This is a genomic window from Mesorhizobium sp. M1227, assembly GCF_040318315.1.
Taxonomy (GTDB): Bacteria; Pseudomonadota; Alphaproteobacteria; order Rhizobiales; family Rhizobiaceae; genus Mesorhizobium.
In genome coordinates, this window is record NZ_JAMYLZ010000045.1 from 1 (window position 1) to 19,622 (window position 19,622).

A 19,622-nucleotide genomic window follows, 5' to 3' on the forward strand; every position below is an offset into this window, starting at 1 on the left:
CGTGCGTTAGCAGAAATGGGGCAAGCCGGACCTTGGCCGATTTCCAATCCATAGTGCGAGGCATATGGCGATCGATATAAATCGTCCTGCCATCTTTGCTGTAGCCAGCAATGTATGGGATATCGAAATCATGAACGATCTTAACCCGACGATGCAGCGCCCGCACAGCGTCACTCAGTACATCATCGTCCAAGTCTTCGGAAACGTGGCGGACTTCATCTTCAAGCTTCATTTTTTCCACACTGAGACCAGCGGCGCTTCCTCCCATAGACCGGGAGACTTCCCGTGGACGGCCAACTGGGTGACCGGTGCCGGCCGGAAGAACTGCCACGTCGCCGGCCTTCAAGGACAATGTACGGCCCCTGTTGCCCCGAACCGAACCTTGCCGGTTCCGCGCGCAACCCCAAGCACTTCATTTTTGCGGGAATGGTAATGAACGTAGTGGTAGATGCCGTCCCGCCAGCCGCTACTCCAGCCATTGGCCTTGAAAAGCTCTTCCAGCACGGCTGCGGAGTCAACCTCAATGTCAAAGGCATAGGCCCGACGTCCATCCGCAAGGTGCTTTCTGCCGGCGAATCGGGCTCTCCCGGGACTGCGTTGCAGGCAGGCAGCGGGTCTGCGCCCGCTGCTGCCACATGGATGTCATCTCTATGGCTGCGGATTTCGTAAGGCGGGTTTCTCAAGCACGAGCACATGACTACCAAGAGGCGATGTGTGAGTGCTCTTGACCTGGAACCCCTCGTCAGAAAGCGTTTCGATGAATTCGCCATCCGTTCCAGGCGGAACGCGGGCAACGACGTTCGAGGTGCGCCTCACAATATTGGAAAGCACCCTTCGCGCCTTGCCTGGGCCGATGTTGCGCTGCATGTGCTGATAGACGGCCAGCAGCAGGACGATATCGTATTTCGGTAGAAGGATATTGCCGAGGCGCCGGCTGCCAAGATTCAGGCGATCGAACCTGGCATGTACCGGGGAGCCACTCAACAACATCTTTGCGGTCTCGATGTGCGGCTTGGCAATGTCGATCCCGTGGATCGAGCTGGGTTTCAGCTTGGATATCTCATAGGCGACAACACCCATATTGCAGCCAACATCGAGAATGGATTTTCCGGCGTAGTCGACCTTTGCGGAGAATAGCCCGTCAAGTCTGTCGTCCCACGTTCCGGCAAAACCCCTTTTGAATCTTGACCACCACAAATCATCAGCTCCTTTGAGAAGAGCCCCCTTGAGCGCCTCCTACCACGAGAGAATTAACGGTCGATACCCGTTCAACTGGAATTGATGACATTGACGAACCAAGGCAGGGACGTGTGCGGCCGCCTCACAACCCCATCACCTTGAGTGCCGCGGGAACCGCATAGCGGCTGCCATCATAGCGCATCCAGTAGGTCCGCTTCGCAGGCTTGCCAGGATGGGACTGGCATTCGCCACTATGGTCGGGGGAGGGATTATCGGTATTCGACCGCTCAATCGCGGTGATATCGTGATAGCCATGATGGCGCGCCGGGCTTATCGCCAGGCTGACCTGGCTGGAATGAAAGTATCCGGCGCAACTACCATCGCTATCGCCGCCAGAGCCGGCCACCACGAGGCCGTCGAGCACCACGCGTAGCGTATCGCCGGTGAGAGCGTATAGCCGCAGGTCGGTTTCAGTGAAGGGAGCGGTCAGCGAATGGTGCGCCATTTCGATGCGCAGGCCGAATGCGCTGACATTGGGGGCCAGTGCATAGCGGCTGGTGTCGAATTCCACCTTCTCGATGACAATCGCGTCATCGGTCATCAGACCGGGCTGGAGCAGGCGCTGGCGCACGCGCAGCGTATTCCTGTCGACGACCAGAAGCTCGATATCGCCGACATGCAGGTGGTCGCTGTTAGCGCTGTCAATCAGCGGCACTGCGACCAACAGCAGGTCGACATGGGCGGGCCAAATCTTGCAGACCAGGCCAAATGGCGCTTCGCTCTCCGTGAACGTTGAGGTGATGCTAGTATGAGGTTCAAGCGTGAACGAGGTGCCGTCGGCGCTCTTTCGGGCGTTGGGATAGGCCTGCTGCACCAGCGCGGCGGCATCCCCGCAATCGCCCGCCGCGGCCTTGGCGGGCGACAGGCTGGCAAGGGCGGCGCCGAGCAACAGGACAGGCAACACTATTCGCATGGAGTTCTCGCGTCGCAGGGCCGGGTTCGGCCAGGGCCCTTCTACGCGAGATTGGTGGCGGCGCACAGGGCAGGGAAGTGACGGATAGCTCCACCCGCTGCGTCAGGACCATAGGTATCCTGGAAAGTCGTAAAGTCCGAGCACCCTTAGGGACGGTGATCATGAGAACGCCGCCCGAGCGGCCAATTTTTGCCAATGCTGTTCGAGCTACCTGAAACAGATACTGACAATGTGATCTCGATTGCCTTGTCGCGCTCCGATTAGATAAAGAAGCGCTCCGAGAAGAAGCCTTTACAAAACCGGACCTCGCCGGTCCGTCAAGCGCACCTTCTAGGGCCCCGTGAGCCGGGCGCGTTCGCTGTCGGCGGTATCAAAGCAGAACCAATGCCGCGCCTGCTTCGGCTTTCCGAAACCGCAGCGTGTCTTTCCTTGAGACTTGGCAGCACGGCGCGTTCAACGGAACCGTGCTGCCTTCAATGTACAGCCAGTTATCCAATCAGCCGGCGGGCTTGTAAACGCGGCAGCCTTTTTGGCGGCTGCGAGCGCCGCCTTCATGTCGAGTTCTTCCAGGACAACTAGCTCGTTTATCCAGCCGCTTGCCCGGACCGCCAGTGCTAGGTCCATCCCATTGGCCTGGTCCGGAACCTCAGCATTGATGACAATATCATAGGCGCCGCGAGTAAACATCATACCGCATACCTTGCCACCAACGCTTTCCAAAACCGCCTTGATTGCAGCTTCTCGGTCTGAGCCTTGCATCAATCCCTTGTAGGAATGGGGCGGACAGTTTCCCAGGATTGTCACTTTCATGGGTATTCCTCCCGATCTTGTACTAGTTTCGTTATTGGTCGTTTGACCAACACGGAGCTATGGCGGACGGTTGGTCAGCCGTAAACCTGCATCGCAACGCTTTTGCTCACATCCAAAGCTGGCAGCGGGAAAGGTTCGACTTGCCCTGCGGTCTTGTCCAGATACTGCATCAACGCCGTCACGAGGTGGTAGAAAATGCTCGCGGGCACCTCCGTCGCCAGTGACCTTCCGCGCTCGTCAATTCTGTCGATCCACAAGCCTAGCGGTGCGGGATCGATATGCCATTTGAAGAGGCGGGCAACACGAGCTTCGATCTCAGGTTTCAGATCAGGCCCGCCGATGCCGTCCAGGGCGACGGCCGCCTTGACGGCTTCGCATTGCGGCCAGCTGCGGGAGAGCCGGTCGAAGGGAATTCCCTGCCGCGACACGGCTGCATAAGCCAGGCCCGTGGCCCGGTTCAATCCGCTGGCGATCGCCGACGAATAGAGCTTCCTTGCATAGGCTGCCAAGTCTTTCTGCCCGCTTGCCCGCGCGAAATCGATGAGGAGCGAGGCCCATTCGAAATGGTGCCCTGGTTCGGTCCACTGTCCCTCCTCTCCCGACAACGGTAGCCAATCGACATCGAAATGTTCCCCAAGCGTCCAGCTCTCCTGATCGAAGAAATGGCACCGGAAGAGATCGACGACACGTGCCGCCCGACGGAGATATGCACGCTCGCCGGTGACGCGATGCCAGGCAAGGAAGGATTCCAGCATGTGCATGTGCGGGTTCGAGAACCGCACCCCCTTCCAGCCGGGGGTCTCGAGGAAGCCGTTCAGACTGACGTCCTCGAGATGGGTGTCGATGAAATGGAACGTCTCTTGTGCCAGCTGCAGGGCATCCTGATGGCCGCATCGGTGAGCATGGGCAAGCGCCAGGAGCACGCAGGAATGGTCGTAGGCGTCCTCCGTCGGGTCAGCCACGCTGCCATTGGAATTAAGGATGCGCACCCAGCCACCGCGTTCGGTGCGGCCGTGTTTGGCGATAAACTCGATGCCGTGGTCGATGAGCTTGTCGGCCGGTCCAACCCAGCCGCGTTCTTTGGCCACCGCGAACGCGTAAATCTGGCGAGCCATCGTCCGCATGCGCTTGGGTTTGCCCAACGGCCTTGCATCGAAACCGAGCGCCTCGTGGAAGCCGCCATACGCATCGTCGACACCTGCAGTGGACCACAGCGGCAGGGTTTCGTTGAAGAGCCAGTGCTCGACCCGCTTGCGCCATGACCCGCTGATGATGACCCGGTCGTCCGACCCCGTGAACTTCGTTTCAAGGCGTCCGCTCTTCTCGAGTTGTTCGACGACTTTCTTCGCGTTCTGGCTGTGGCTGACAGGAGCGACGAATACCGCGTCCGGTGTCGTCACCACCGCCACATGCTTCATTCCAATGACTGTCAGCAGTCTGCCCTGGCTTCTGAGATAGGAGTTGCCGCAATCCATGGCGACAACGTCGCCCATTACGACATTGCCGTCGCGGTCCGTCGGGCTGGCTTCCAGCAGCGATTGCCACGATCCAAGGTCGTTCCAGCGGAAGGAAGCCGTAACCATCGCAATACCGCGTGCATGCTCCATGACTGCGTAGTCGATCGACGTCGACGGGACAGCCGAATAGAAGCCCTGGGGCAGGTAGATGCCCAAGACGTCGGTCCGTGCAGCCTTATGGGCCCGTTCCGCGGTGTCCCAGATGTCTGGCCGGAACTCGAGAAACGCCTTCCGCATCGTGTCGGCCCGAAACAGGAAGATGCCGGCGTTCCAGTAGAATCTTCCCGAAGCCACATATTTGCGGGCCGTCTCGGCATTGGGCTTTTCGACAAAATGTGAAACGGCGGCCCCGCCGTCACCATTTGCCGTAACCTCGATGTAGCCGTACCCGGTTTCGGGATGGGTCGGCCTGATGCCGAATACGACAATGCTTCCTGAATCGGCGGCAGGCATGCCAGCCTCGACGGTTTGCCAGAATTGCATTTCGGTCGATATCTGATGGTCGGAGGGCACCACGAGCACAAGCGCGTCACCGCCATATTCGGAGATCGTCTGCAACGTGGCTATGGCCACTGCAGCGGCGGTATTGCGGCCGACGGGCTCGAAAATCGGTCTGCCGCCGTTCAGGCCGAGCGGACCGATGTCCGAGATAACGCGGTCGGCATGCCGTTCGGATGCTATCAGATAGATCGGCGTCTCGCCGTCCGAGCGCGCCTTGAGGCGCCGGACAGTCTTCGCAAGCATCGAGCCGTCGCCCGAAAGGTCGTGGAATTGCTTGGGATTGTCTTCGCGCGACAGCGGCCACAGCCGCGAGCCGACGCCCCCGCTCATCACAAAACTGACGATCCGCTCCGGCATGATCCAGTCCTCTCAAATTTTCTGGTTGTAGGCTCCGACCTCTGGATTGCGGCGCAGCACGGCATCGACAGCCTCGAACATCTCGCGACGAAGACGAATGTGTTCGGCCTGGCTTGTCCGACTGTGTGCTGGGTCACGCATTTTGCTCGGCTCTCGCGCAGACAGGCGTAGCACGCTGCCGGGCGGGAGGCTCCTTCATGAATTGGGGTAGCCCTAACGCCCCGATTGGCACCCCCTAGTCCAATAGGAGCATGCCTGTCGGCGACCGAAAGGATGTCTCGTGCGTGCTGCTCGGGCTGACGACAAGGGTGGGCTGGGCTGCAACATGACGGTGACCGCGTTCAAGTTCCGGTTCCGCGAGAATGGCGACGAAAGGCATTTCGGAGGCTGGCTCGCCTTCTCACGCCTTTCAAGGAATCAGCGGAACGTCGTCTGTTCAGAGAAGGAATGACGGATTAGGCCGCGCTCTCATTGGACCGATGCAAACGGCGAGTACCCGAACGCACGTCCGCGAGATCGATACCTCACGCGGAACCTGGCGTTCAACCGCCGATGGCAGGTCTCGCCGGAATGAGAGATGTCATTCGTGGACAGGACGAGAGCGGCTGCCGCCCACTCTGCCAAGGGCGCAGGCCCATAGGTCCAGAATTGGCGGCGTCTATCTTTCGTGAAGTTGCAGGCACGCCTAGGCCGAAATACTCCCAAAGCGAGGTGAAGCAAGCGCTTTTCTGGAGCCGGAGAACTTCAACTGGGGACGCTGACCGGCAACTCCCGGCGTGCCAAGTCGATTTTCCGGAACGGCCCCCAGGGCGGCAAGCGGATCAACCGGCGATCTTGGCGATAGCGTACCACTCGTTGGTGGGTTCCAAGGGGCCTGTGAGAAGCGCGTCTTCCGGGATCGGCTGTGGCGCCAGATTCGGATAGATGCAGGATGAGCCCAAGAACAACAGTCGGCCAACGTCACACTGGAACGCGGCGTGGATGATATTCGTTTCGATCAGCAAGTTGTCTCGCAGGAATTCGGCCGGATAACGATCGTTGGCGAGAATCCCGCCGACCTTTGCGGCTGCAAGGACCACGGCGTCGGGCCTGGTTTCTGTCATCCAGCGATGCACGGCGTCCTGATTTCGAAGGTCGAGAACGTCGCGCGGTGCCATTAGGACCTCGCAGTTTTCCTCCTCCAATCGCCGCGCCACAGCCGAGCCGACCATGCCGCGGTGGCCAGCCACGAATAAGCGTTGTTCATGACCGGCGCTTTCTAGACGCTACTGTCCATATGCCAGCTCTCTCGCTCCAGACGTTTCAGATCGGCGGCCACCATTTCCGCCACGAGGTCGCTGAACGTCGTCTTAGGCGACCAGCCGAGCTTTGAGCGGGCTTTCGCCGGATTTCCCATCAGGAGATCGACCTCCGTTGGACGGAAATGGCGTGGGTCGATTCGGACGAGGATTTCTCCTGTGTTGCCATCCCGGCCGATCTCGTTCACCCCCTTACCTTCCCAGACGATGACACGGCCGACTGCCCGAAAGGCACGCTCTACGAACTCTCGAACCGAGTGGGTTTCGCCCGTGGCGAGGACGAAGTCGTCTGGCTCGGCGTGCTGAAGAATTCGCCACATGCCCTCCACATAGTCGCGAGCATGCCCCCAGTCGCGTTTCGCATCCAGATTTCCAAGATAGAGGGCGGACTGAAAGCCTCGCTCGATACCTGCAACCGCACGTGTGATCTTGCGGGTCACAAACGTCTCGCCGCGCGTGGGGCCTTCATGATTAAACAGTATGCCGTTGGAAGCGAACAGTCCGTACGCTTCACGGTAGTTGATCGTGATCCAATAGGCATAGAGTTTGGCCGCCGCATAGGGAGAGCGCGGGTAGAACGGCGTCTTCTCCGTCTGGGGCACCTCCTGGACTTTGCCGAACAGCTCGGAGGTTGATGCCTGATAAAAGCGCACCCGCTCTCCCATCTTCAGGATGCGGATGGCTTCAAGCAGCCTGAGTGTGCCAAGGGCATCGGCGTTGCCGGTATATTCAGGCGTCTCGAAGCTTACCTGGACATGGCTTTGGGCCGCCAGATTGTAGATTTCGGTAGGGCGCGTCTCCTGAACGATGCGAATGAGATTGGTCGCATCGGTCAGGTCGGCGTAGTGGAGAAAAAAGCGTGCGTCCGGTTCGTGCGGATCGACGTAGATGTCGTCGATGCGTTCGGTATTGAAGGAGGAGGATCTGCGTTTCAGTCCGTGGACAGTATAGCCGTTCTCCAGCAGCAGTCTGGCAAGGTAGGCACCGTCCTGACCGGTCACACCAGTTATGAGCGCAATGCGATCTGTCATCGGGTACCATCCAATTCTTGGGCTGTGGTGGCGCCGTCGACCGACGGTCTGCCCCCACACTCCTCTAACGAAAGGCGAAAGTGCCTTGTTCTGCCAGAGTGTCATTGTGGGAGGCACGCCAGCAAAAGGAGGTAATCCCCACCGCTCGATGCCCGTCCCAGCTACTTCCCGTGCGTCCCCTTTCTGCTTGGCTAGCCTCTTCAGCCTATGCTCCTATGGCATGGACGTAGCCGCCCTGCCGCGAGCCGTCAGTTCACAAGCGCTTGCGCCACAGCTTCTCCTGGAGCCGCATGCCGGCCATGCTGCCGTCGGCAATGCCGAACATGTGGGTCGGCTGATCAGTGCGGCGCGGGCGATGCCTGCCGAAAAACGTTCGCGTTCGGCCTGCATCTCGGGTCACCTGGCAAGCGTGGCGTCAGGTTGTTGCCGACGATCCCCGCCACCGAGCGCGGCTTGTCGAAAGTTCTCGTATGGCTTGTTATTGCGTCAGCAAAAATGACAATTCGTGGCCCGCAGGAGAAACATGGAACAGGGTGTAACCCTGGCCCTTTATCGCTTCCACAGTTCGGTAGGTTTGCTCCACCGGAGTGCGGTGCCACCAGTGGTGAAACTCGACGAGAATCTGTGTTGGTAAGACATCAGATCCAAGCACCTCTGGAAGGACGTCGTGCTCTGCCCCCTCGACGTCGAGTTTCAGCACATCGATAGTTGCCAGTCCGAGCATATCCAGGATAGTAGAATAACGCCTCACGTTGCAGACAATGCTCTTGCCTGTAACCAACTTCGTGGAAAAATTGCTGCGTGTGTCATCTTCGGACACAGCAAACCTTTGCTCCCCGTCGAAATTAGATATTCCCAAGGGGTAGATCCGCACAGTGGGAGGTAATTCCTGAGCGGCAATCCAGTCAAGACTGGCCGGAGTCGGATCAAACCCAAAGACCTTTGCACCGAATACTTTGCTGACTTCCAGATCAAATGAAATATCGTCCCCTAAGCCAAAGGAAAGAACAATAGGGGAGGGGGCAGCTAGAAGAGGCTCGACCGCAACGACCCAACCTCCATATGCGGAGCCGAGTTTTTGTGTAGGAATAGAGCATTCGGGCCGGAGAAGATGATCGAATCCTAAGGCCGCTCTTACAACTCGCTTACAATACCGGAGCCGATCTGGATTGTACATCAATGGTTGCCTTTGGCTTATTCCTAGTAGCTGTTCCGCTTGACTGCGCCGTCCTCACTGTGGCCGCCGTCCTCACTGTGTCCAAAAATAGACAACAGCGCCAGATGAGGTTCAGTCTGGCCTAACGCGGAGCGGCTATCGCCCTGTGAATTTTACATCGATTCCCTCCCGCGACCAGAGTGTCATTGTGGCAGGCGCTCCAACAAAAGGAGGTAATCCCGTCGCTCGGCGTTCGTAACAGATGCTGCGGGAGCATCGCCTTGGGCTCGGCCACGTCGTCGCCCTACCGCGTAGGAAGTAGTAGCCGCCCGCTGCGAGCGCCGGCTCACGAGTCGCCTCGTCCCCGGGGCCGTGCCGGCTACTGCGGAGCCAAAGAAGTGGCAATCCTGTTCGTTGCGGAGCTGAACGCAGGAAGGGCGGGCAGTTCGAATCGGTCTTGGCGGGTTGCAACGAAATTGACCTTGGGTTCGCCGATCGGAGAGATCGGGCTTGTCGAACAGCGCGGCGCGCGCAGTGTGTTGGGTACCTCAAGATGGCAGAGGTAGTAGGGCAAGTGGAAGCCGTAGAGCGGCCTTATCCAGCTTGCCGGATGCCTAATCCGCTTCATTGAGGTAATCCGCCGCTGTTGCGAACACGTGTCAGCATGATTGTTGTTGTCCGGCCAAGATGACGCTTCAGCGCGGCGATGCACGTCATGTCGCTGGCCGGCTTCACACCAGTTCCTATTGCAGAAGCCCTTTGGCAAGTTCGCGCAACGCCTGGAACGCAACAACAAGGTATGAGGCCAGAAAGCTGCACAGATAGAAGCTTGGTGGGGCGCCGCGCTCCCACCGGAGAACCAGGGCGCCGAGTTCAAGGCTCGGGTGCGTTTGTGCTACCCATACCAGGGTGGCGGCCAAGGCGAGGCTACCCAGAGCATTGGTCGGGTAATGCAGCCCCAAGTAGACTCGAGCAAGCTCTACCACCAAGGTGCAGGCCAGGGCGAGCAGTCCGAGTTCGAAGCGAACGAGAAGAATGGCGATCGCTAGACCCGCGAACAGAACCGCTCGCTCGCTGGGGAACCCGGGGGTGCCGGCGAAAGGCGATGAGCGCAGAACGGCCGCGTCGCCCAGAACGTCCGGGATATGAAGCCCAAGTGCGGAGTCAAAAATCGGCTTTGGCGTCGTCGGCAGAGTGCCCTGCAGGAAATGCGCGACGAGCGCCGCGAGGACAGCTGCGCAGACGCCGCTCACCAGCCTTGCCCTCGATTCCGGCCCGTCATGGGCGAACCAGCAATACCAAAGCAAGGACACAACTATAGCGCCCTCGGTTGTTGGGTAGACGGCACCGAAAGCGAGCCGGCTGGCGAAGGGCTGATTGCTCGCTACGGTGTTGACGGCCGTTGCGAGGGGCCTGTCGATCCAATCCGGGTTAAGGGCCAGGAAAGTCGCACCCACAAAGAGGAGGCAAAGCGCGGCGGCCTGTGTCAGGCAATGGAAATCGGACATCGGTTCGGCCATCTCAACTCTAAGGTTCGGGCGGCGGAACAACTGGAGTCCCGCTAACTAGGCGGTTGCAGAAACCTCGCGGCGCAGGGAGGCTACAGAGCGGCCGAAGAAGGCAAGATCCTGCTCCCGGCGCAGTGTGTCGCAAAGCCGCCCGATCGGAGGCTCGATATCGTCATAGCCGAGAACCTCGTCTCGCTTCACGTCGCGCAGCAGCCGGCAGCCCTCGGCGAGCCCGATCGGCACAAGCCGCTCGGCGTTCACCGTTCGCGCGTTCTCGCAGAGCCCGTAGGTCATGTAATGTCCAAGGCCATCGAGGATCTCTCCGGCACTAAGGTCCCGCTTGGCGGCGGCCACCACATCAACGGTCGGCGCGCCCAGGGGCGCAATCGCAGCATCGCGGAATATTGCGGCCCTGGCGACCGTGGAGGGCACCTCGAAATGACACAGATGATAGGGCCAATAGAAACAGTAGAGCGGTCCGGGGCCCATCTTGTAGAGTGAGAGATAGTTCTTCTCGACGGCATCCTCTGTGGTGCCAAGAACGAAGATGCCGGGGTTGGGCATGGCGCCGACACAATAATCAACTAGCCCCGGCCCCTCGAGGAGCTGATTGAGCGGATACCACCCGACCGCCCCCTGGATCGGGGTACCAGGCTCGACCACAGGCCCGTACATGCCGCGCTTCGCCACCCGCATGCCTGTGGCGTTGGCTACGATGGCGTTCTCGAACGAGATCTTCGTGCCGTCCGCGAAGGAGGTGACCATTGGGGCCTTCATCCCCCACTTCTTGGCAAAACCCTCCTGAGTCGTCGGATTTCGGTAGGGATCGTGCAGGCCCTTGATGTTCCCGCAAAGCACCGGACGTATGCCCAGGCCCCTGACCCAACGGTAGAGGTTCATGATAACGCCGGGCTGATCCCCCTCCACATTGGTGAGGACCACTCCTGCCCGGTCGGCATACACTTTCAGGATCGGTCCGATCGTGCCGTCGAGTTCGGCGTTCATCAGAGCAACATGCTTGCCGTGCCGGATCGCCCCCATTGTGACGTGAGCAGCGAACTCGATCGCGCCTGTCGCCTCGACGACGACGTCGATGTCGTCGGCCTCGCAAATGTGCATCGGGTCGGCCGTGATCGAGCGGCGACCGCGCGCCACGAGATCCTCAAGCCCTTTGGTGCTGGTCGCCTCGGTCACGTCGTCTTCACCTGCGGCGGCATAGGCATCTCGCGCCTTTTCCACGTGCCTGTTGGAAATCGCCACGAGCTCCATGCCTGGGACATATCGCAGCATCTGCAGCGCGATGCCTTGGGCCATGAAGCCGGCCCCCACCATACCCACGCGAATTGGCCGCCCCTGAGCCTGGAGCCTCTCCAACTCCCTGTCGACAATGAACATTTACGTCTCCCCTGTGCTGCTCCCCGAAAGGTCGGGTGGCGAAAGGTTAGCGGTCATAATCGGGCCAGCTTCGGTCCTTTTCAGAAATCAGCGCCGGCGCATCCACCGGCCACTTCACTGCGAAAGCAGGATCGTTCCAGCGAACACCACGCTCGGCCGCCGGTGTGTAGAATTCGGAGACGAGATATGTCGCCTCGGAGTGGTCCTCCATGGTGAGAAAGGCGTTCGCGCAGCCCTTCGGGATGACCAGCATCCGTTGGTTCGCCGCTGACAGTTCCACCGTGAGGTGCTGCTTATAGGTGGGCGATCGGGAACGCAGGTCGATCAGCACGTCGTACAGGCTGCCCCGGATGCAGCGAAGCATCTTGTCCTCGCACTGGGGAGCCAGCTGGTAATGGAAGCCGCGCAGTGTATGCTTGTGCCTGTTGTATGAAATATTCACCTGCACGACACGATCCGGAAGCCCCTGCTCGGCAAACTCCCGCGAACACCAGCCGCGTGCGAAAAAGCCCCGCTCGTCTTCGAATTTCTGCAGTTCCACCAGGGTGGCGCCTGGAATATCGGTCTTTGTGAAAAGCATCGTAGATCCATTGGTCAAATGAGTGTCACGTCGGGTTGCATCTCCGACGACCTCTGCTCAGGGTGGCTCGCGCCGGCGGTCCTCTTGTGCGATCGAAGGACGGCCATCAGACTTGCGCCGGATGCAAGAGGCGCGAGCCGTGGACTTCATAGCCGATAGGCACATAGGCTAGGTGTGAGAGTGCGCGTCTTACACTTTCCCGGCGTTCCGGCTTGACCGCGAACATTAGGAATCCGCCGCCGCCGGCGCCGCACAGCTTGCCGCCTTCCGCACCTGCGTCCCTGGCGAGGTCGTAGTGGCCATTGATCGCCGCGTTGCTCACGCGGGACGCCAAACTCCGCTTCATCTCCCACCCTGCGTGAAGGACGGCACCGAAGCGTTCTACGTCGATGACGGGCTCCGCAAAGATCTCCTGAAGCATGAAGGCATCGTCCCGCATCCGCCTGAGCGTATCGAGATTGCTTGACGTTTTCGCCTTCTGCTCTGCCAGCACGGAACTGGCCGGCCGCTGATGCGACGTCCAGAACATCATCAGGTTGCTGAAGAGATGTTCGATGGCGCCATTGCGCACCCGCTGCGGCTCGACCGTTACCGCGCCGCCCGGCTGGAAGCGGAACAGGTTCATGCCCCCGAACGCGGCGGCATACTGGTCCTGCTTGCCAATCGGCTCCTCGAGGATGTCCATCTCGATGTGACATGCCTCTTCGGCCAGTTGGCCAGGGGTGACACGTTCTCCCCGGAATGCATGCAGGGCGTTGAGCAGTCCCACCGTGAACGAGCTCGACCCCCCCATGCCCGTCGAGGCAGGCATGTCTCCGACCGTCGAGATGTAAATCGGCGGTTCGATCTCCAGGAAACGCAGGCATTCGCGAGCGATGTTGTTCTTGATCTCGCCTATGGTGTTTACCTGCTCCGTCTGTGAATAGTTCAAGCGGATGGGTTCATTAAAAATCTCGCTGTGACGCTTGACGGTGACATAGATGTACTTGTCCACTGCCGCGCTGAAGACCGCGCCGCAATCGAGATTGTAGAAATCGGGCAGATCGGTACCGCCGCCAGCAAAACTGACGCGCAAAGGAGTGCGCGTCAGGACGAGAGACGGTAGACGCTGTGCAGCGCGATCGATGATGGTCGGAAGGTCCAGTCCTGACCGGCGCTCCACCGCTTTGGTCCCGTCTAGCTGTTCCATATTTTGCCCCCTCGAAAATCGACGGAATGAAAATTAGGCAACACGCGGCTGTGCGGTTCGCCAGCGCAGCTGACCATCGAGCATCCCCGCCTTGAGCAAATGATCGAGCCAGCGCAGCCGCGTGAAGCGCTTGTCGGTAAAGTCTTCAAATCTAAGTGCGATCGAGCGGAACGCCTCGCAAAGGTCGTGTGCTCCCTTTCGCGCTGTCCACTGAAACTCGAAATCCGGGAAAGTCCGTGAGAACTTGCTGAAGTCCGCCTTGTAGGTCCTTTGATCCGCGCCCAGCTTCGGTGTCATTGTGAGCTGCGCGCCAGCGACGGCCTCAACGGCGATCTCCGCTATCTCGCGCACCTGAAGATTTAGGCTTTCAACACCCATGTTGAACGCCTCATTGTGGATGTCCTGTAGTGGCGCCTCCAGCATCAATTTGAAATAGCGCGCGACATCCTGGACATGAACCACGGGCCGCCATGGCGTGCCATCGCTATGCACTTCGACACGTCCAGTGGTGAAGGCGCTGCCCACGAAATTGTTCAGCACGGTGTCGAAGCGCATTCGCGGCGACAGACCATAGACGGTGCCGTTGCGGCAATAGACGGGCGAGAACCCGTCGTCCGCCAGCGCGCGCAGCGCTTCTTCGGCAACAACCTTCGATCTTGCGTATTCTGTTTGCGGCGCCAGCGGGGCGGTTTCGTCGACGACGGCGGCTTCCGACATGCCATACATGATGCAAGAGGAGGAAAATAGGAACCGCCGGATGCCCGCCGCCTTGGCCATCGTGGCCAGACGAACTGTTCCTCCCGCATTGATCTGCCTCGTCCAATCCGCGTTGAGATTTCCGATCGGGTCGTTCGAGAGTGCCCCCAGATGGATCACCGCGTCAAAGCCCTGCAGATCCGGGGGTTCGATGGCGCGTAGATCCTTTGTGATCTCGGGCACACTGGTATTGTCGGCTCCCAGGGTGCACGCACGAAAATATCCCATATCCAGCCCGACCACCTCATAGCCCGCCGCCTGCAACACGGGCACCATGACAGAACCGAGATATCCATTGTGTCCGGTGACGAGAACGCGTGTTGGTTCATTCATGTCTGCCCTCGCTCCGCTTCGAAAGGAGTTGACGGGTGAGGTCCAGAAGCGAGCATCGCTCGCTTACTTGCGCATATAGGCAGTCCGCGGCTTCGGCCGCTTGACGGTCACGATCGTCATCGCCGACAAAGAGTGTGCGTGTGAGGTCGAGATCAAAGTCGCGCTGTGCCTGATACAGCATACCGGGTTTGGGCTTGCGGCAGTCGCAGCCGTCGTCCCAGCCGTGTGGGCAGTGGTAGATCTCCGCGATCTTGCCGCCGACGGCTTCGCACTCGGCGCACATGCGCTGGTGAAGCGCCTCGAGATCAGCGGCGGTCATCGCTCCGCGCGCTATCCCTGCCTGGTTGGAGATGATGATTATGCGGTAGCCAGCCTCGTTCAGAAGGGCCAACGCCTGCTTTGCACCCGGAACCCACTCCCACTGGTCCCATGAACACACATATTGAGCCCGTGGCGGTCTGCAGTTGAGTACGCCGTCCCTGTCTACGAGCATGGTTTTTTCGCGGCTCATAAAGCGCTCCGTCGCGGGTAGACGCTCGATCGAGCCCACGCTGTAATAGCGGTGCTCGCTCACGAAGCCGGCGAGGCGATGCTGCGTCGCGAGCGGCGTGTAGATGGCCTCCTCGAAGAGGGTGTCCTCGTCGGGCAGGAGTTCGAGGGCGAGATCGGTTAGTATGGCATAGCTGATCTCGACTCCCTGCAGCCCGGGCGTGGTGCGGAGCCGGTCGAAGACGGTCACATTGTCGTTCGCATCAAGGATCACGCTGCCGCGTGAATAGCCGTCCTTGTTGCTGTAGACCGTAATCATTCCAGGCTTGCCGGCCGCACAGAAGCGTTGCCACAGCCGCTCCATGCGCATCGGCCAGTAATTGTCGCAATACAGCAGCAGGAAGCACGGATCTATGAGGTGACGGGCATTGGATACCCGGCTGCTGGTGAGGTCGTCGGGACGGGTGACGGCATATTCGATACTGAGCCCGAACCTCCTGCCGTCGCCGAAATGGTCCATCACCACATGGGGCAAATACCCGAGTAGAAGAAGAACCCTTTCGAACCCCTCCTGCCGCAGCTGTTCGATCTGGTATTCCAAAAAAGGGCGGCCGAGCACCGGCACCATTGGTTTCGGGCGATCGAGTGTGATCGGCCGCATGCGCGTGCCACGCCCGCCGGCCAGGATGACCGCCTGACGCGGCCGGCTGTAGCCGCGGCCTTCGACATCTGCCTTTTGCAGGCAGGGCGAGCTCGGCAGGACAATATTCATTGACCGCGCTCCGGTCGGTCGGCGATGAGGTATCGCGTGATGGCATGACAGATCGCGGCGTGGACGTCCTCGACGAGTTCGTAGGTGCCTTTTTCGGACCGCACCCATACTGGCTGATCGACGAGCTCTTTAAGCGTGCCGCCGTCAAAACCGACAATGCCGATGGTGGCTACCTTCCTTTCGCGAGCGAGTTCGACTGCCCGCACGAGATTAAGCGAGTTCCCGCTGGCTGAAATCACTATGAGCACGTCACCCGGCTTGGCGAAGTTCTCCATCTGGCCGGCAAAGATACGCTCGTAGCCTTCGTCATTGCCGAGTGCCGTCATCCAGGAGACGTTGTCTGTCAGGCCTATGACCCGGATTGGCTGCCTTCCCGAGCGTTTCGTGGCCTTACCGAGGTCATTGACCCAGTGGGAGGCGGTCGCTGCGCTGCCGCCGTTGCCGGCGACGAAGACTGTGCCGCCCGCATCGCGTACGGCGCGCAGCAACTGTATCGCCTCCTGCACGGCGTCCGTATCGATCTGCGCCAATGCGATGCAAAGCGATGCCAGATAATCCTGCGTGAATTCTTTAGGCTGCAACCAGAGGGCATCATCCCGCGAAGATTTGCGACATGCCGTCACTCCCTGATCGATCGCGAGCTCTGTCATGCCACCCTCGATTGCTGCAATGGTGAGCGATCATCACAGCGTGCGAGCACTTCGAGTTCAATTGCTATTCCGAACGGGAAGCTGGCGGGCGGCGCTCATCGGAGGTACTTAAAAGGAATATCCCTTGTTCTCCGTACAGCTGACACGTCGGCACATGGCCATATCGGCGTCAAGATCGTCACGGTGTCGCCCGACAACAATGCCGTAGGCAAACCCGCGGTGATGGGGCTTTACCTCCTGGTCGACGGCGCGACGGGCCGCTCCTTCCATGCGCTCTTTCGGCAGCGCGGAGAGAACAAGTTGATAGATGGGTAACGCTTTGAACCGGATACCCGACGAGACGCTCCAGTTCGCCGATCCGAGCCAATGCCTTCGAAAGCTCGTCAAGCGCTTCCGACGGCAATGCCGGCGCTGCACCGCCCGGGTCGTCCGCCTCACCTAGCCGGCGTACCGCTCGCGGCGGACCCATGCGACCGCGCAGAGCTGCTGGCCCGCCTGCACGAAACTGCTTCTGCCAGCGATAGAGACCCTTGCCAGAGATGCCGAGCTCCCGCGCCAACTTGCTCATATTGGCGCCCGCAGCCATGCGTTACACCGCCGCTCTCTTGAATTCGCCACTGAACCGCCGCCCCGGGTTCTTCTCTCCTCATCAGCTCTCCTTAACGAATGGAGAACTGTTACCCTTTTCGTGTCTCAGAATCGGGGTGCACCACACCGGTTCGGACAGGATATTCGGATATTCCTTTTAAGTACCTCCGATGAGCGCCGCCCGCCAGCTTCCCGTTCGGAATAGCATTTGCACTCGAAGTGCCCGCACGCTGTGATGATGGCTCACCATTGCAGCAATCGAGGGTGGCATGACAGAGCTCGCGATCGATCAGGGAGTGGTGCGCGAGCAAGTGCTTGGGGTACCCGTGCACGCGCTGGGCTTGGCGCAGGCAGTCAACTGCGTCTTCGACTGGGCCCTGCGGCGGGAGAGCCGAACGGTTTTCCTGTGCAATGCCCACAGTGTCGTCACCGCCCGCCGCAATCGCGCCCATGCCGAAGCGATGGATAGCGCCGATCTTGTCGCGCCCGATGGAGCGCCGGTGGCCTGGATGCTGAGACGGCAGGGACACGCGGATCAGCCGCGCATCGCCGGACCGGACCTGATGTGGATTTGTTGCCGGAGGGCATCGGAACTGGGCTCGGCAATGTTCCTGTACGGCGGCAGCCCGGGCACTCTCCAGCGTCTCGAACAGTGCATTAGAACCGAGTTTGCCGGCATAAACATCGTGGGCTCTTACTCACCTCCGCCCCGCCCTCTGTCGGCCGAGGAGGATGAGGCAGTGGTCGGAATGATCAATCAGTCCGGTGCGAGGATCATGTGGGTGGGGCTCGGATGTCCCAAGCAGGAAAGCTGGATGCAGGCGCATCGCGGCCGGATCAATGCGGTCATGTTAGGGGTAGGAGCAGCTTTCGATTTCCACGCCGGAGACGTCAAACGGGCGCCGCAATGGATGCAGAAGAGCGGGCTGGAATGGCTGCACCGGCTCTTCCAGGATCCCCGCCGGCTGGCGAGCAGGTATCTCGTGACGAACAGCCTGTTCATCCTGGCTTTGTTGCAGGCAACGCTGCTTCCCAGGCGCAGACTTCGTGACGGTTAGAGGGAGGCGGAACCAGTGAACACACTTGGACCGCCGTATTGCCGATCTGCGCCAACTTCTTCACGGCCGGCTGTTCTTTGGCGCTGCTTCTGGGAGGCGGCGCTGCCATATCTGGACTGGGTGGTTTGCATTGCCTCGACAGGCACCTGACTGGAGGCTACCATGACCCTGAGCAAACAGGCCGCCAGTCTGGCTGTCCTGCATGTCACCGACGTCCTGCAGCCGCTGATCATCTTGCCCTATGCCGGGCGTGTCCTCGGACCCATGAGTTTCGGGCGCTACGCGTATGCGCTCGCCATCGGACAACTCGCTGCCGTCGTTGTGGCCTATGGATTTCATTGGACGGCGCAGCGCAGGGTAGCTTCCCTCCGATACGAGCCGGCGGCGATCGCGTCCCTGGTTGCTCAGGTCATGGCCACCAAGGCAGTGCTGTTCATTGCCGTATGCCTGGTGGGCCTTGTGCTGGCCGGCGACGTGCTGGCGCTCAGTAGGCCGACATTCCTGTGCGCGATGCTCTCGGCCGCCGGCGGCATTATTTTTCCGGCATGGCTCTTCGTCGGCCTTGAACGCGCCTGGCAGGCGGCCGTCGCCGTGGTTGTTGCTCGCGTTCTGGCGCTCGTCTGTTTCGTCGCCATGGTCGCATCACCTGACCAGGTCGCACTCGCCGTTGCCATCCAGAGCGCAGTTCCCGTCGTCAGTGGCGTCATCTGCTTACCTTTCATCCTTCCCATTGGGTTCGGCGGCTTCAGGTCCGTCACGCTTTCGACGATTGGAATGCAGCTGCGCAATGGCTGGAGGGGATGCCTTTTCATAGCCGTGGAGACTGCCCTCGTCACCCTCCCTGTTGCCCTTGTCCAGCATTTCGCAGGCTATGTCGCAGCCGGGCAATATTCTGTCGCCGAAAAGTTTCTGTTAGCCTCGAGAGTATTTTTCAAGTTGCTTATGGATACTTTCATACCGAGGGTTTCATACTACGCTCATGTCGATCCGGCTGCCGGGGTTCGATTGATAAGAAGATCACTATTCACCGTAGCGGGCGGGGCGGCGATGAGTATTGGAATGTTCTTTATTGCTCCATACATAATTTTGATTCTGTTTGGAGATAAATTTTCAGGAGCGACACCTATAGTGCGTGCGATGGCAATCATACCATTTCTTATGAATATAAATACATTCACATCAAATGTATTTATGTTTAGTTACGGATATGAAAACGAATGGGCGGCCCTTAATGCAGCCGGTCTGCTAGTATTCCTGGTGGCCGCATATTCTTTGTCTTTCGTCATGGCGGAGCAAGCCATTGTTTACGCGATGGTGGCGAAGGAAGTCGTCGTGCTGGTGGTTTCAGCCGGCTTCTTCCTCATTGGCGGAGCGGCAGTCCTTCGCACGGCGGCGGCTTGCGACGCAGGCCGGGTGCGAGCACATCCCCCGGCGTCCCAATCCGCGCCGTTGGAGCACGAGGCCGATCGTTTCCAGTCGTAG

Annotated in this window: 16 protein-coding genes and 5 pseudogenes; 3 read left to right on the top strand and 18 right to left on the bottom strand. The window is 59.8% G+C overall.

Translation table 11 applies throughout. From position 1 onward, the window contains the following. From NKH28_RS30490 to NKH28_RS30570, 17 genes and pseudogenes are all read right to left on the bottom strand, one after another. Positions 1 to 232, bottom strand: a pseudogene (locus NKH28_RS30490) (hypothetical protein); the annotation flags it as partial. Between the two features lie 69 nt (positions 233 to 301). Continuing rightward, positions 302 to 519: pseudogene (locus tag NKH28_RS30495) on the bottom strand (cupin domain-containing protein); the annotation flags it as partial. 129 nt (positions 520 to 648) lie between these two features. After that, positions 649 to 1,197 (bottom strand): class I SAM-dependent methyltransferase, encoded by a 549-nt coding sequence (locus tag NKH28_RS30500; RefSeq protein WP_352819735.1) that lies wholly within the window; start codon positions 1,195 to 1,197, stop codon positions 649 to 651. 124 nt (positions 1,198 to 1,321) lie between these two features. Next, entirely contained in the window at positions 1,322 to 2,152 is an 831-nt protein-coding gene (locus tag NKH28_RS30505) for a PA3715 family protein (RefSeq protein ID WP_352981079.1), read from the bottom strand. 453 nt (positions 2,153 to 2,605) lie between these two features. Continuing rightward, complete coding sequence (locus NKH28_RS30510; RefSeq protein WP_352819738.1) at positions 2,606 to 2,962, bottom strand: GYD domain-containing protein; 357 nt, start codon at positions 2,960 to 2,962, stop codon at positions 2,606 to 2,608. Between the two features lie 74 nt (positions 2,963 to 3,036). Next, entirely contained in the window at positions 3,037 to 5,337 is a 2,301-nt protein-coding gene (locus NKH28_RS30515) for an AGE family epimerase/isomerase (RefSeq protein ID WP_352981080.1), read from the bottom strand. A gap of 12 nt (positions 5,338 to 5,349) precedes the next feature. Beyond that, complete coding sequence (locus NKH28_RS30520; protein ID WP_352927129.1) at positions 5,350 to 5,478, bottom strand: hypothetical protein; 129 nt, start codon at positions 5,476 to 5,478, stop codon at positions 5,350 to 5,352. A 683-nt stretch (positions 5,479 to 6,161) separates the two neighbouring features. Beyond that, positions 6,162 to 6,566 (bottom strand): annotated as a pseudogene (locus NKH28_RS30525) (NAD-dependent epimerase/dehydratase family protein); the annotation flags it as partial. Between the two features lie 29 nt (positions 6,567 to 6,595). After that, positions 6,596 to 7,666, bottom strand: a complete 1,071-nt coding sequence (gmd, locus tag NKH28_RS30530; protein ID WP_352981081.1) for a GDP-mannose 4,6-dehydratase — start codon at positions 7,664 to 7,666, stop codon at positions 6,596 to 6,598. Positions 7,667 to 8,144: 478 nt separating this feature from the next. Next, positions 8,145 to 8,843: an FkbM family methyltransferase gene (locus NKH28_RS30535; RefSeq protein WP_352981082.1), complete on the bottom strand. Its 699-nt coding sequence runs from the start codon at positions 8,841 to 8,843 to the stop codon at positions 8,145 to 8,147. 722 nt (positions 8,844 to 9,565) lie between these two features. Then, complete coding sequence (locus NKH28_RS30540) at positions 9,566 to 10,342, bottom strand: phosphatase PAP2 family protein (protein WP_352981083.1); 777 nt, start codon at positions 10,340 to 10,342, stop codon at positions 9,566 to 9,568. Between the two features lie 45 nt (positions 10,343 to 10,387). After that, complete coding sequence (locus tag NKH28_RS30545) at positions 10,388 to 11,725, bottom strand: NAD(P)H-dependent oxidoreductase (protein WP_352981084.1); 1,338 nt, start codon at positions 11,723 to 11,725, stop codon at positions 10,388 to 10,390. Between the two features lie 46 nt (positions 11,726 to 11,771). Further along, positions 11,772 to 12,305: a dTDP-4-dehydrorhamnose 3,5-epimerase gene (rfbC, locus tag NKH28_RS30550; protein WP_352473828.1), complete on the bottom strand. Its 534-nt coding sequence runs from the start codon at positions 12,303 to 12,305 to the stop codon at positions 11,772 to 11,774. A gap of 106 nt (positions 12,306 to 12,411) precedes the next feature. Next, on the bottom strand, positions 12,412 to 13,494 hold the full coding sequence (locus NKH28_RS30555; protein WP_352819748.1) for a GHMP family kinase ATP-binding protein: 1,083 nt from the start codon (positions 13,492 to 13,494) through the stop codon (positions 12,412 to 12,414). 33 nt (positions 13,495 to 13,527) lie between these two features. Then, complete coding sequence (locus NKH28_RS30560) at positions 13,528 to 14,583, bottom strand: NAD-dependent epimerase/dehydratase family protein (RefSeq protein WP_352981085.1); 1,056 nt, start codon at positions 14,581 to 14,583, stop codon at positions 13,528 to 13,530. Continuing rightward, positions 14,576 to 15,844 (bottom strand): HAD-IIIA family hydrolase, encoded by a 1,269-nt coding sequence (locus NKH28_RS30565; RefSeq protein WP_352542507.1) that lies wholly within the window; start codon positions 15,842 to 15,844, stop codon positions 14,576 to 14,578. Before NKH28_RS30565 ends, NKH28_RS30560 begins: the two co-directional genes overlap by 8 nt. After that, positions 15,841 to 16,494 carry an SIS domain-containing protein gene (locus tag NKH28_RS30570; protein WP_352542506.1) on the bottom strand — a complete coding sequence of 218 codons (654 nt, stop codon included), beginning with the start codon at positions 16,492 to 16,494 and terminating at the stop codon, positions 15,841 to 15,843. The genes NKH28_RS30565 and NKH28_RS30570 overlap by 4 nt, the downstream gene beginning before the upstream one ends. Positions 16,495 to 16,632: 138 nt before the next feature. Between NKH28_RS30570 and NKH28_RS30575 the strand changes: the two are divergent. Continuing rightward, positions 16,633 to 16,752 (top strand): annotated as a pseudogene (locus NKH28_RS30575) (bifunctional Delta(1)-pyrroline-2-carboxylate/Delta(1)-piperideine-2-carboxylate reductase); the annotation flags it as partial. Positions 16,753 to 16,954: 202 nt separating this feature from the next. On the opposite strand, the pseudogene NKH28_RS30580 reads toward NKH28_RS30575, so the two are convergent. Further along, a pseudogene (locus tag NKH28_RS30580) lies at positions 16,955 to 17,080 on the bottom strand (helix-turn-helix domain-containing protein); the annotation flags it as partial. 271 nt (positions 17,081 to 17,351) lie between these two features. On the opposite strand from NKH28_RS30580, the gene NKH28_RS30585 reads away from it, so the two are divergent. After that, complete coding sequence (locus NKH28_RS30585) at positions 17,352 to 18,140, top strand: WecB/TagA/CpsF family glycosyltransferase (RefSeq protein WP_352473821.1); 789 nt, start codon at positions 17,352 to 17,354, stop codon at positions 18,138 to 18,140. A 162-nt stretch (positions 18,141 to 18,302) separates the two neighbouring features. Beyond that, the gene (locus NKH28_RS30590; RefSeq protein WP_352473820.1) at positions 18,303 to 19,622 is read left to right on the top strand and encodes an oligosaccharide flippase family protein; all 1,320 of its coding nucleotides are present in this window, start codon (positions 18,303 to 18,305) and stop codon (positions 19,620 to 19,622) included.